This window comes from Clostridium magnum DSM 2767, assembly GCF_001623875.1.
In the GTDB taxonomy this organism is placed as follows: domain Bacteria; phylum Bacillota; class Clostridia; order Clostridiales; family Clostridiaceae; genus Clostridium_AM; species Clostridium_AM magnum.
On record NZ_LWAE01000002.1, the window covers coordinates 995,491 to 1,007,643 of the forward strand.

Genomic DNA, 12,153 nt, shown 5'->3' on the forward strand with positions numbered 1-12,153 from the left:
AAGTTAGAATAAAGTATTACATACGTTTAATATACCACAAATTACCAGTGTATGTGAAATAAAAAATACTAAAGGGAGTGTAGTGATAAGATGAATTACAAAGTTGCAGTCGATGGAGGGAATAGCGGAATTAAAGTAGTCGTAGAAGGTGTACTTGAAATGCTATTACCAAATATAAACGCTTCTAGTACAGTAGATTATAGATTAAATGATGCCTATTCTACATCAAGAAACAAAGGTAAAGATCTTCTTCATGTTCAAATTACGAAGAATTTTGATAAAGGACATAAAGGAACTAAAACTACTATATTTGGAGCCATGGCTGAAAAAATGCAGGGAGATAAAGAAAACAGACAAAGCACTAATAAGTGTAATGATGAAAGACTAATCGAAAACATAATAATCTCTGTTGCATATTCAATCATTGCTTTAAAGATGGAAAATAAAGAGAAGTTGTCACCAGAAATGACTTTCAATGTTGACCTATCTACAGGACTTCCATACCAAGAGTGGTCCGAGGAGTTAAATGGAGAAAAGAAGTTTGATATTTTCAGAAATAATTTATTAGGTAATCACAGAGTATCCTTCTTAAGCCCATACTTTAAGGAACTAGGTGTTGAAAATATTGAAGTTGTTATAAAGCACGTAGATGTTGGGGTAGAGGGTAGTGCTGCTCTAAATGCAATAAGAGCTTTTGCAGAAGATGATATAGATGAGATGACAGATGAAGATTTAATAGAAAAGGCTGTTATAGTAGCAGATATAGGAGCGTTTACAACAGAATTTATAGGTGCTCAATGGGTGCAAGTCAGTGGCGATGATGAAGAGTTAGAATGTGAGTTAAAGGTATTCCCTCATATTTCAAAAGGCATTGATGAGGGTGTAGGTTTGACTATGGACAAGGCTATAGAGAAAATTAAGATAGAATGTGATGATCTAAGAGATAACCTTATAAGAAGGGATATTGAAAGAGCTTACACTACACCAGCTGGAAAGAAAAAAGGACAGGTAGGTTGGATTCCAGGCAAGGATATCAATGTAAATCAGTGGGTATACCCTATGATGGATACTCTTGGTGATTCTATAGCTAGAAAATTCTACGGATTTTATAATACTAGAAGTATCAGAAAAAATATCATCAGAATATATATATGCGGTGGCGGTAGTCAGTTTGAAATATTGGCAAACAAGTTTAAAGAAACTCTTGTAAATGATGGATACTCTGCTGATATGATAGTTACAGTGTCTATGCCAAGTCCTATATATGCTAATTGCTATGGCTACTATGCAGAATTAGTAGATGATGAGGAATAATTATGGCTAGACCAAGATCAAAGCCTTTTAAAGGAGGGGACAAATTTGTTGTCTACCTCCCTTTAGATATAGATGAGGCTACACTTAAACTTATAAATGCGCCTAAATATATATCTCCAGTAGTGGTGGAACTGTTACAGGAAAAAGCTAAAGAAGTTTATAGTGAAAAAAATAGTGAAGATAAAAAGGAATAGTGGTGATTAAAATGGCTGATAACTATGCAAACAGTTCCAAAAGGAAAACATATATTAGGGGCAAAAAAATGAAAATAGAATTATCTATTACTAATTATGTTGATGATGTAATGCTTCAATGGCTTAATTCAAGGGCAGTTGTAACATCATCAATTTGGGAACTTGTTAAAAAAGAAGCCTATAGGGAAGCTGCTATGAATAGTCAAGGTTTAGGTGTATTTAATAATCATATACAGGAAGTGCCAAAAGTAAATACAATAAGTCAAATTGAACAACCCGCATATCAAGATAATCAACCACTGCAAATCAATGCAAGTGAAAGTGCAGATATAAGTAAAACTAATATGGATTCTGATAAAATAAGCAAGAATAGTGAGATTAACTCAGGAGCTGCTGAAGATAAAGATAATGTTCAAACTGAAGATAAAGCTGAACAAGTTGAACATGCAGAACAACAAATAGTAGAAAATAAAGTTACAGAAAATAATAATAGTGAAGAGATAGCTTTTACGGATTCAAAGATCCTAGATGAAGGCAGTAATAAAAAAACAGATGATTCTAATTCAGGAAAACTAGATTTAACTAATAAGTTCAAGAAAAAGAAGAAAGTGTCTACCTTAATAGGTAGCGAAAGACCTTTAAGTGCTATGGAAAAATTGACATTAGGAATAAAAGATTAGTAGAAATCACAGAGTATCAAAGTTAATTTGGTACTCTTTTTTTTCATGCAATTGTAGTTTTGTAAAAAATCCATCCCTTTTAAAATCGTTTAATCAAAGATATTTTAATATTTACTAGCTATCATTATATTTGAATATACGATGGCTAGTACTTATTTTTGAAATGCGACGCAAAACACCGCATAATTCATCTTGAATCATACGGTGCTTAGGTAGATTTTTCGTTTTTTTCAATTGTTGTGTTAAATAAGAAAAATGTGAATCAACTATTGGATATTTCGTCAAAGTTTTAGATTTTTCAAAATTAGTTATAGTTGAGCTTACACATTTTTTCTTGATTGAATCACATCAAATGATAAAAAAGTAAGCTAAAGTAACAGGCAATTGTCTTCTGTAGACAATCTAAGGATTCAATCCACTACGTAAGGACTAGACTTTTTTAAATAGATTATTATGATTTGTGACGACTTCCTCTTATAAGATTATATTTTTTAAAAGCTATACTTTATTTACTTTTTCCATTTTCGTCACTACTCTATGCCACAAGTGTTTCTCCAAGAAACTTCCCTCTACATTTTCTTCCATGTACAGAAACATTTTGTATGGAACAGAAAATGATAGCATATCAGCTTCGAGCATGGGGCGCACTGTAATATCAGTCAAACCCACTACCGCTCTCGGATTTTCCTTCTGTGCTTCGGCGTAGGGAAGAAGAAAAATAGACTGGCACCCTGAGCCAAACGGTATCATCACATTTTCATTTCCTGGTCTATAATAGTTTGCAAGTGTCGTAAGTGCCGATAACTGATTAGTATTAACATAAAACACAATTAACTCAGGTTTTTCCTTGGTAGTATCAATCTGTGATAAAGGTTTAAATATTACATATTGGTAGGGAATATCAGTTATTGGTAAGCAATTAACAAATTCTCCTCCTAGCTCTGGGTTTTTTTTATATCCTTCCCCTTCAAATAGGTCGCTTTTGCCAACTGACAAAAAATATTCAATTCCATCTGGATAATTAGGATATTGCCCAAACCCTAATCCTACTTTACCGCCAGGACATTCTGTCGTTTTGCGTTCAAAAACTGATATTTTCCCTTTTGCTGCCGCAATAAATAACGGAATTATACAGCTCCACTTTCCTTCTTTACTCTGAAGTGCCCCTTCAGGTTTTTCATTGCTAAGCAAAACAGCTACTGGTTCATAATGCAAACTTAATTTTTTAACTAAACAGCTTTCCATATTATTTCCCCCACTTTCCCATTTATTGAATTACAGTTCCTAAATTAAGTAAAGACTATAACTTATGTCAATTTATAATTTTAATTGTCATGACAACCAAAATCATAAAAAATAGCTACCTAAGACTATCATATATTTGATTGAACTATTTGAACTTCTATGCCATCTGGATCATCTACAAAGAAAAATGTAGATGATGGTAATGGTGAAATTGGTCCTCTTTTTATTGGAATATTATTATTTTTTAAAAGTTCCATGGCCTCATCAAGTGATTTAACTTCGAAACCAATAGAAAGTCTTTCAGCTCGAGCAGGAATATTTTGTTTTTTATTATATATCAATTCTACTTTGGTGCCATCATTTTCTCCAAGCATTACAATTTCAGTATCTTCTCCAACCTTGAATTGTTCTGAAATTTTTAATCCAATTATCTCATGATAGAATTTCAGAGATTTCTCCATGTTACTCACATTTAATGTTATCCAGCAAAAATTCATAATCTTATCTCCTCCTCTAAATTATCTTATATTATTTCTTTGTTATAGAATTCTAATTAATAGTTATTATATTTTTTTATCTATCCACTTTTGCAGCTGCATTTTTAGCATATTTGCGGACCTTGCTTAAGTCGGTTTCGTTTGGGTGCTTTCGATTGATGAATACCCAAGACTGCCCTTTACAAGTAAATGGATCATCAACAACCCTTATTCCTTTATTCTGTATCATCTCTTTTATGTCCGTACCAATTTTAGATTCCCCTCCATATGTGGCAAAGATAGCTACGTTTTTTATCATTTTCGCATCTAGTCGGTCAATGAAAGAGCGTGTCCTTTTATTTGCTTTTCCAAAATATATTCCATCTCCAATGAAAAGTAAGTCGACAGGCTCAGAAAAAGAAATAGGGTCTTCTCCTAACTGTTTAGCTTGGATATTTAGCGTATCAGCTATTGCACGTGCAAGTTTTTCTGTATTACCTGTTGACGAGTGATAAAATACTTTGATATTCATAGTTTCTATATTAACCTCCATTTTATCAAGTGAAACTTGATTCAGGTGGGGTTTAATCCCCATCTAAATCTTAATTGAACTTATACCCTCAAGGGCGACAGTGGCTAGACATCAGATAAACTCTGGATTTCTTGTTTCAAAGAAGTGAAAATTCATCCTTTTGCTCTGTGCTGCGTTCAAGTATTCCGCTAAATGCAACACCTATCCGATTTATTTAATTATAATGGACAACTAAGATATTTTGCTTTGTATTGCTCTAAGAATAAAGGATGAAAAATCACTTGGCTTTCGACCTAATATCCATGTTAAAACATTGGGATTACCCACAAATCCATGTTCATTATAATGTTTAAACATTTTTAATAGTGAATTTACTTTATACTCTCCCACTCCAAATTTTTTTAATTGTGCCTCAAGCACTTCGTCTTCAGTCGTTTGAACTTTAATTTCATGCCCAAAATGTTGTTCCATAGCTGCTACCATATCAGATAAAGATAAATTTTCAGGTCCACAAAGTTCATATGTAACACCTGTATGACCTGGGGTTGTAAGAATTATAGCTGCAGCTTCAGCTACTTCATCTAAGTCAACCATATTCATACGAGTTTCTTTAGTAAAAAACTTTTGTTGGAATACGCCTTTTTCAGTAAGTGATTTCCAAGACTCAAATATATTCTGCATTATTACTGCAGGCTGAATAATAGTATATGGAATTCCTGAATCTACCAAAACCGCTTCAACCATAAGCTTTTTCTGATGATGCGGCATATCTTGAAGTACAGAATGCAATACTGAATGGAATACGAAATGCTCTACTTTGGCTGATTGAGCAGCTTTTATCATCATTTTTCCTATCTCAACTTCAAGTGGATTTAAAGCAGAACAAATGTGGTATACAGCATTAACTCCTATAAATGCTTCATCTACAACCTTTTGATCCATCATATCTCCTGCAATTACTTCCATCTCACCTAAAGCTTTAATTTCCTGAATTTGTTCAGTTTTATAAACGAAAGCCCTAATTTTCTCTCCTTTAGATAATAAAGCCTTAATTATTGCGCGACCAGTTTGCCCATTTGCTCCAGTTATAAGTATCATACTAATATCTCACCTTTCTATATCATAGTAAATTCTTTGATAACAAATTAAGTAAAGAGGTTAATTCCTTCAATTGATCATTCCCAAGTCCAGACATTAACTTAGCAATTATGGTGTAGTGTATAGGCAAAATTTCCTCCAACATACATAATCCTTTTGAGCTTAGACGAACTAAATAACCTCTTTGATCACAAGGATTTGGTATTTTCTCAATGAAACCTTGATTTTCAAGACCAGCTATTAATCCTGTCATAGTACCCTTAGTAACTTCAGCTTTTTTACTAAGTTCTATTGGAGATAACTGATAATCACTCTGTCGATACAGCAGCATTAAAACTGTAAATTTTCCTTCTGAAATCCCATACTTAGAAAAATGTTCGTCAAGTATTTTTGAAATATCAGAAGCTGTCCTGAGAAGTGCTATACAACTTTCGACTGCCTCTACATTTATACCCGAAAATCGACTAGAATATTCATTTAAAATCTCTCGTTTTGGTATATCTCTAAGACTAAATTTAAAATCCTCCACAATAAAACCTCCTTATTTATATAGTAAGCCACCTTACTACATTTGTAAAGATATATTTTGAAAAAAAATTATATAACAATAACTTATAAATTTTGAATACGTATTTTGAACTAATAGGGATAATTATAATTGTAACTATATTTTGGAGTAATACAATTTGATTTATACTATTATGAAATTCAACTTTAGTTGAAATGTTCTTTGCTTTGAAGAAAGCTAAAGACCGCATGCATATAACGGCCTTATTTCTGATAAATTAAACTAACTCTATTTCATTTACAGTTATTATTAAAAAACGATCTAATCATTCTAACACCACTTTACAAGAAAATTAACTAACTTCATCTAAATAGATTAAGGAATTAATTGCCTCTAAGGTTTCTTCATTAATTTTTCTCTTTTGAAGCTTTTGCACGAAAGTGCTTAATATTAATTCTTTTGATATTTGGTAAGAGATAGCATTTTTAATTTCTTGAGGACTTTGAAATTTATATTTAGAAAAAGACTTATGAATAAAAGGCAATACGATTACAAAGCTATAAGCGATAGCCAGTAAATTAGTATAATTTTCTATTGCCTTCTTATTTCTTACCATGTAGTTACCAAAAGACCAAAAAAACTTATGTTGATAGAAAAACACTTCAATATTCCATCTAAATTTGTATGTAAAAAATGGAATGAGTGTTGGCTTTTCTTTATCAGCTTCACTTTCATCTACAGTATAGTTTTTAAAAGTTTGTATATCTGATGGCTCTATCGAGCAAATATAAACTCTTACAGATGAGAATTTATCTACATCTGTAGTTGTTACTGTTGCTATAACAGGTTCATTAAACAAATTTGTTAAAACCTTTTTAGTTGCAATATAGTAGTCATTCTCTTTAGTGTAGTCAAAATCTCTAATATTGAGTTTTAAACCTTTCTTTCTTGGGCGTCCTCTTTTTCCAGTAGGTTCTGGACATAAATCATACATACTTGTATCAGAACGTACTGTCCCTATGATAGAAAGATTGGTATATTCTTTCAATATGTTTAAAAAAGGTCTTTTAGTGTACCAACTATCGCATAACACTATAACTTGACAGTCTAATAGTAATGGCATTATGTTTTGTATCATCTTAGCTGCTATTTCAAGTTTGGTTTCACTTTTGTCATAAAGCTTATACCCAACTGGCAATGTAAGATATTTGATTTTACCACAAAAGCGTATAGGGATACTTATAACCAATGATACAAAGCAGTGGCCATTTAAGAAAGAGGTACCATCATGTTTTGTATGGTCAAAAAGTTTACCGTAACAATCAAACTTATCTCCAAACTTAGCTTGAAGGGTGTCATCTGTAATTAAGAAGATAGTTATAGTAGACTTAAGCTCTTCGGGAATAAGTGAGATTGCTATTTTTACTGTTCCAAACATTAAGCTCTCTATCGAGGAGCTTGTATAGGATAAAAAATAATAAAAGCTATTAAGAACCTTATGCCAATACTTTTTGATAAAATTGTCATATAAAAATTTTATAGAGCGAACTTCTTGAGTTGAAAGCATAGCAGTAATCAGTAAAATAAATATATGAAAGCTCCGCTTATTAAAAATGGAGCGATATTCACTTAAATAATTTTCTGTTGTTTTAATTATTGATTTTTCGTCAATACTAATCATAGTACCAGATACCTCCTATCAGTGCTGGATTGCTCAAGATTAGTATTGATAATTATGAGGTATTTGGTACGTTGTATTTTTTGGTAATTCTAAATTACTTGTAAAGTGGTGTCATTCTAAAATAAGCTGTAGTAAATTACTTATATGCTTTATATAAGAATATAAATTTTTCTATTTTTAAACATCGAATTATTTAATTTTCAAAGAACAACATTCGTATTTTCAAAATAAAAAGTTACGTCGTCTAATTTTCATATTTTGAACTAACTTTTTTATAAAAGTAATAGATTATTATCTAATCAAATACTTTAGTTTTGTTCAAAATGTAGCTTTGAAAAAAAGTTAAACTTTTTGTAAAAAAGTCGTGCCCTCTATAAGAAAGTTAAACCATTTAGAAATAAAGTTCGATCAATTTTTTTACAAAGCTACACAAATATATAAAATTATTAATGAAACAGAGCTGGAGTGCTAAAAGTGTTATTTACAATACAATCGTAAAAATGTGTTTGATTAAATAAATTTGTTGTGTTATAATAATTTATATAATAGAACTATTAATTATTGTTCTAGAGATTTTTGCAAATGCTTCATAGTTGGGATTTTAACAAATACAAAGGAGTGAAAGGCTATGACTTTAAACACAATTCTTACTCTCTTTGTGCCATTTTCAATTCTGTTATTAATATCTAAGCTTGCAAAGGGGAGTGTTATTAGGGAAAGGAAAATAGAACCTGATAATGCTGTTCAAGAAGCTGATACTGTTACTAACTTATCTAATGAAGGAATGACTGAATACACCAGAGCTATGAGCTATGATTTAGGCTTTAATAGAGTGGGTGTAAAGTTTAGTAGGCAGCAAGAATTAAAGCGAAAGGGATTACCTGCAGATGAGGAAATTTACTTAGAGAAATGTAAGATGTTAGACGAAAAGTTCTCAGAGGCTATGAAAAACTTAATACCACTTAGGCTGCTCAAGAGCGAGCAAACACTAAAAAATAAGACTATTAGGGTATTCATAGACACTATGAACGATACAAAAGTCTTAGCCAGAGACGATTCTGCAATGCTAGAACTAGATTTGAACACAGTGTATAGCAAAATAGCAGGAGAATTTGTATTGATCAATCTCGACAAGGAGGGTGAGGATTTAAAAATAAACTATGTACTAGCTGATAGTAGTAAAAATAGCAGTAAAAAAACAATTTAAATTAACAGGAGGAAAAAAAGTATATGAAGCATTTAAAAAACGTAGTTGGAGCATTTCTTGTAGCATTATTTCTATCAATTGGTGTTGGTACAACAGTAGCACCAGTTCAAGTACATGCAACAGACTTAAATCAAACGGTAAATAGTATAAAAAGTTCTGGTGGTGGAGTATTAGGTAGTGATACTAAAAACAAGGTAACAGGTCTTTCAAAAGATGCTACTGATATCGTTGGAATTATAGTTATGGCAGTAGTAACAATCTCTGGTTTATGGTGTGCTGTGAAGTTCGCTGGGGCTGGGGACAACCCTTCTGCTAAATCAGTGTTAAAGGGAGCTATCATAATGCACGTTCTAGGACTTGTGTTCCTAGCATCATATTTCGGATTCGTAAGCTTCTCATTCAAGAATCTTAACCTATTTAAATAATCAAAAGTGTTTTAAAGGATATAGTTTGGGCTATGTCCTTTAAAAAAACAAAATTACGCCTAAAATATTGAAAATACAATCGTACAGTTAGATTTTAATATATAAATTTATTGTTAAGAGGTGAAAAGATGGCACATCCTATTCCAAAGGAATTAAAAGGAGAGGAAAGAATTTTATCCATTCCAATTATCAATGTTCATTTAAATAGAAAAGGATTGATTTATAACGGAGCAGTTACACTTTTATCAGTTATTTTAGGAAAGCTGATTAGCTTTTGGCTGTTCTTAGCATTATTCATAATTTTGAATCTTATAGCTTATCCACTGGCGCATATGAAAACACCTAAAACACGATTTGAGGGTGGCAATGTATCATTGGATAAATACCTGTTAAGAAAATTTAAGTACAACAAATTTAAGCAAAACATTTATATAAGAAAGAGAGGAAGGTAAATGGGCCTTTTATCAATAGTTAAGGGAATAGTTTTCTTCTTAGTTTTTGCAGCAATAGTTTTTTCTGTAGTATTGCTAGTGTTTGATGGGAAAATACCTGCTTTAAATAAAGCAAAGAACAATAATAACAAGAAAAATGATAGTAAAGGGGCTAAAGGAACTTCTAATAAATCAAAGGATGATTCTAAAAAAGGAGAAGTAAAGATAGCCACAACTCAGGAGTTTTTGGATTTTGAAGACATTCAAATATTCAATAAAGATAACCCAATGGGGATTATAGTAAGAAATAACAAAACTGAGTTTATAGGAATTGTTGAGGTTTTTGGAATTAACTACAATCTGCTATCAGTTGAAGAAAGAGAAATCTTAGAAGTATCCTTTGGTAAATTACTTAACGGTATAGATTATCCAATACAGATTTATGTTCAATCTAGAAAATTAGATATCGACAAGTATGAGAACAGATATGAGGCTAGACTAGGAGAGATAAAGAAGAATATAGATAGTTTAACCAGCAGATACAATTTTGCTACTGAAAATAATGAAAATGGTGAGAACAATGCTGTAATTGTGGAGCTTGCAGATAAGATTAATAAACTTACTAATCAGTATAACTACGGTGAGGAAATTAAAGAATACATGATGGCTAGAAGTAAACAGAAAAATATTCTGGAGAGAAAATACTACCTAGTTATAACTCACAAACATAATAACAAGATGTTTGAAGAAGCACTTACCTACGAAGAACTTTTGAAAAATGCTTTCTTTGATATAGCAAATAAAGCTAATTCTATAATAAGTTCCTTGCAAAGATCTAAGCTTGGAGGAAAGATGTTAAATGCAGTTGAACTAGCGGAGGTACTATATTCTGCTTATAACAAATCCGAAAGCAGTATCTATAAAATCAGCAATGCTCTTAAGTCCCAATTCTCACATCTATATACAACTGCAACACCTGTAGAGCTAAAGACAATAGCAAGACAGATTGATGAAGTTGAAAGAATGAAGGATGAGGAATTAAGAAAGCTTAGAGAGTTACAGGAAAAGGAACAGGAAGAGGCTGAAGGGTATTATGACTTGGATGTGAACTACTCACCGCTTACAGAAGCGGGAGCTTCCTATAGGCTTAAAAAGCCACAAGGGTAACGGTTGTCCCAACCGCTTTTGATTTTTATGTTAAGGACAATCTTAATCCTTCATTATTTATATTTACACTAGCGTTAAAGTCCCTTTGATGAGTAGTTTCACACTTACTGCAAGTCCAATCTCTAACAGAAAGGGATTTAACTTCTTTATTTATTGCACCACAAACAGAGCATAGCTGACTACTTGGAAAATAGGTATCGACCTTCTTAAAGGTACGCCCATACCACTTAGCTTTATACTCAATCATGGTAAAAAACTTACTCCAAGAAACGTCACTTATACTTTGAGATAAATCATTACCTTGTATCATTGATTTTATGTTAAGCCCTTCTACACTTATAGTTTGGTTTTCACATATAAGTTTAGTTGAAAGCTTTTGCAAAAAGTCAAATCTACAGTTAGCAACCTTTTCATGTAATTTTGCTAGTTTTATTCTTATTTTATGATAGTTAATACTACCCTTAGTCTTATAGGATAACTGTCTTTGTAGTTCCTTAATTCTATTAAGGTATTTGGTTAGAAACTTAGGATTAGGAACTTCTTCACCACTTGAAAGGGTTGCGAAGCACTTTACCCCCACATCTATGCCAACTGATTTAGTAAGCTTTGGCATGGGTTCAGTATTTACATTACAGCAAATACTAACAAAGTATTTACCTGTATTGGTTTTGCTTATAGTAGCATTAACTATTTTTCCTTGAATTTCTCTATGGTTAATAAACTTCACTAAACCAACTTTAGGAAGTTTTATGTGATTACCTTTTATTTCAATATTATTATGACTGTAGGTGGTTTTATAACTTTGAAAGTAGTTATGTTTACTTTTAAACTTTGGGAAACCACTACCTTTAAAAAAGTTTTTATAGCTAGTCTCAAGTTTTTTAAGAGTTTGTTGTACTGCTACAGCGTCAGCTTCTTTAAGCCAAGGATACTGTTCTTTAAGGTTAGGAAGCATAGATGAACATTCTTTATAGCTTAACTGTTGTTTGTATGTATTATAATGTTCTTTTTTTAAGGCTAAGAAATAATTATAAATAAATCTAGTACATCCAAACATTTTATTTAAGAATATTTCTTGTTCTTTATTAGGTTTTAACCTAAACTTAAAGCCTTTTTCCATAGTATCACCACCTATGATAATTATACCATTTTTTTATTTCAAAAAACAGTTGTAAGTATTGGAAATATAGGGTTT

The 12,153-nt window shown here is 31.6% G+C and carries 14 protein-coding genes; 7 read left to right on the forward strand and 7 right to left on the reverse strand.

Annotation, left to right across the window (positions count from 1 at the left end; translation table 11 throughout):
- Positions 1-90 precede the first annotated feature (90 nt).
- From CLMAG_RS12050 to CLMAG_RS12060, 3 genes are all read left to right on the forward strand, one after another.
- Positions 91-1,314, forward strand: coding sequence for an acetate and sugar kinases/Hsc70/actin family protein (locus CLMAG_RS12050; protein ID WP_066622372.1), 1,224 nt, complete (start codon positions 91-93; stop codon positions 1,312-1,314).
- A gap of 2 nt (positions 1,315-1,316) precedes the next feature.
- Positions 1,317-1,508: a hypothetical protein gene (locus CLMAG_RS12055; RefSeq protein WP_066622374.1), complete on the forward strand. Its 192-nt coding sequence runs from the start codon at positions 1,317-1,319 to the stop codon at positions 1,506-1,508.
- Positions 1,509-1,576: 68 nt separating this feature from the next.
- Positions 1,577-2,188 carry a hypothetical protein gene (locus CLMAG_RS12060; RefSeq protein ID WP_139264232.1) on the forward strand — a complete coding sequence of 204 codons (612 nt, stop codon included), beginning with the start codon at positions 1,577-1,579 and terminating at the stop codon, positions 2,186-2,188.
- 498 nt (positions 2,189-2,686) lie between these two features.
- Here the strand turns inward: CLMAG_RS12060 and CLMAG_RS12065 are convergent, their stop codons facing one another.
- The 6 genes from CLMAG_RS12065 to CLMAG_RS12090 all read right to left on the reverse strand — a co-directional run bounded on the left by CLMAG_RS12065 (position 2,687) and on the right by CLMAG_RS12090 (position 7,728).
- Positions 2,687-3,433: a DUF169 domain-containing protein gene (locus CLMAG_RS12065; RefSeq protein ID WP_066622378.1), complete on the reverse strand. Its 747-nt coding sequence runs from the start codon at positions 3,431-3,433 to the stop codon at positions 2,687-2,689.
- A 128-nt stretch (positions 3,434-3,561) separates the two neighbouring features.
- On the reverse strand, positions 3,562-3,930 hold the full coding sequence (locus CLMAG_RS12070; RefSeq protein WP_066622380.1) for a VOC family protein: 369 nt from the start codon (positions 3,928-3,930) through the stop codon (positions 3,562-3,564).
- A gap of 76 nt (positions 3,931-4,006) precedes the next feature.
- Entirely contained in the window at positions 4,007-4,504 is a 498-nt protein-coding gene (locus CLMAG_RS12075) for a flavodoxin family protein (RefSeq protein WP_082831898.1), read from the reverse strand.
- 168 nt (positions 4,505-4,672) lie between these two features.
- Positions 4,673-5,539 carry an SDR family oxidoreductase gene (locus CLMAG_RS12080; protein WP_066622381.1) on the reverse strand — a complete coding sequence of 289 codons (867 nt, stop codon included), beginning with the start codon at positions 5,537-5,539 and terminating at the stop codon, positions 4,673-4,675.
- 22 nt (positions 5,540-5,561) lie between these two features.
- On the reverse strand, positions 5,562-6,068 hold the full coding sequence (locus CLMAG_RS12085) for a MarR family winged helix-turn-helix transcriptional regulator (RefSeq protein ID WP_066622382.1): 507 nt from the start codon (positions 6,066-6,068) through the stop codon (positions 5,562-5,564).
- Between the two features lie 331 nt (positions 6,069-6,399).
- The gene (locus CLMAG_RS12090; protein ID WP_082831899.1) at positions 6,400-7,728 is read right to left on the reverse strand and encodes an IS701 family transposase; all 1,329 of its coding nucleotides are present in this window, start codon (positions 7,726-7,728) and stop codon (positions 6,400-6,402) included.
- 628 nt (positions 7,729-8,356) lie between these two features.
- Here CLMAG_RS12090 and CLMAG_RS12095 point away from each other — a divergent pair.
- From CLMAG_RS12095 to CLMAG_RS12110, 4 genes are all read left to right on the forward strand, one after another.
- Positions 8,357-8,935, forward strand: coding sequence for a hypothetical protein (locus CLMAG_RS12095; protein ID WP_066622383.1), 579 nt, complete (start codon positions 8,357-8,359; stop codon positions 8,933-8,935).
- Between the two features lie 23 nt (positions 8,936-8,958).
- The gene (locus tag CLMAG_RS12100) at positions 8,959-9,360 is read left to right on the forward strand and encodes a hypothetical protein (RefSeq protein WP_066622385.1); all 402 of its coding nucleotides are present in this window, start codon (positions 8,959-8,961) and stop codon (positions 9,358-9,360) included.
- Between the two features lie 128 nt (positions 9,361-9,488).
- The gene (locus tag CLMAG_RS12105; protein ID WP_066622387.1) at positions 9,489-9,812 is read left to right on the forward strand and encodes a hypothetical protein; all 324 of its coding nucleotides are present in this window, start codon (positions 9,489-9,491) and stop codon (positions 9,810-9,812) included.
- Entirely contained in the window at positions 9,813-10,958 is a 1,146-nt protein-coding gene (locus CLMAG_RS12110; protein ID WP_066622388.1) for a TraC-like domain-containing protein, read from the forward strand.
- A 25-nt stretch (positions 10,959-10,983) separates the two neighbouring features.
- On the opposite strand, the gene tnpB is transcribed toward CLMAG_RS12110, so the two are convergent.
- Entirely contained in the window at positions 10,984-12,078 is a 1,095-nt protein-coding gene (gene tnpB / locus CLMAG_RS12115) for an IS200/IS605 family element RNA-guided endonuclease TnpB (RefSeq protein ID WP_066622391.1), read from the reverse strand.
- Positions 12,079-12,153: the final 75 nt, after the last annotated feature.

Bases quoted from the DNA above. Each gene is read 5' to 3' on its own strand.
- tnpB (WP_066622391.1), bottom strand. From the start codon at position 12,078: ATGGAAAAAGGCTTTAAGTTTAGGTTAAAACCTAATAAAGAACAAGAA.
- CLMAG_RS12100 (WP_066622385.1), top strand. From the start codon at position 8,959: ATGAAGCATTTAAAAAACGTAGTTGGAGCATTTCTTGTAGCATTATTT.
- CLMAG_RS12070 (WP_066622380.1), bottom strand. From the start codon at position 3,930: ATGAATTTTTGCTGGATAACATTAAATGTGAGTAACATGGAGAAATCT.
- CLMAG_RS12080 (WP_066622381.1), bottom strand. From the start codon at position 5,539: ATGATACTTATAACTGGAGCAAATGGGCAAACTGGTCGCGCAATAATT.
- CLMAG_RS12075 (WP_082831898.1), bottom strand. From the start codon at position 4,504: ATGGGGATTAAACCCCACCTGAATCAAGTTTCACTTGATAAAATGGAG.
- CLMAG_RS12105 (WP_066622387.1), top strand. From the start codon at position 9,489: ATGGCACATCCTATTCCAAAGGAATTAAAAGGAGAGGAAAGAATTTTA.
- CLMAG_RS12090 (WP_082831899.1), bottom strand. From the start codon at position 7,728: ATGATTAGTATTGACGAAAAATCAATAATTAAAACAACAGAAAATTAT.
- CLMAG_RS12055 (WP_066622374.1), top strand. From the start codon at position 1,317: ATGGCTAGACCAAGATCAAAGCCTTTTAAAGGAGGGGACAAATTTGTT.
- CLMAG_RS12110 (WP_066622388.1), top strand. From the start codon at position 9,813: ATGGGCCTTTTATCAATAGTTAAGGGAATAGTTTTCTTCTTAGTTTTT.
- CLMAG_RS12050 (WP_066622372.1), top strand. From the start codon at position 91: ATGAATTACAAAGTTGCAGTCGATGGAGGGAATAGCGGAATTAAAGTA.
- CLMAG_RS12095 (WP_066622383.1), top strand. From the start codon at position 8,357: ATGACTTTAAACACAATTCTTACTCTCTTTGTGCCATTTTCAATTCTG.
- CLMAG_RS12060 (WP_139264232.1), top strand. From the start codon at position 1,577: ATGAAAATAGAATTATCTATTACTAATTATGTTGATGATGTAATGCTT.
- CLMAG_RS12065 (WP_066622378.1), bottom strand. From the start codon at position 3,433: ATGGAAAGCTGTTTAGTTAAAAAATTAAGTTTGCATTATGAACCAGTA.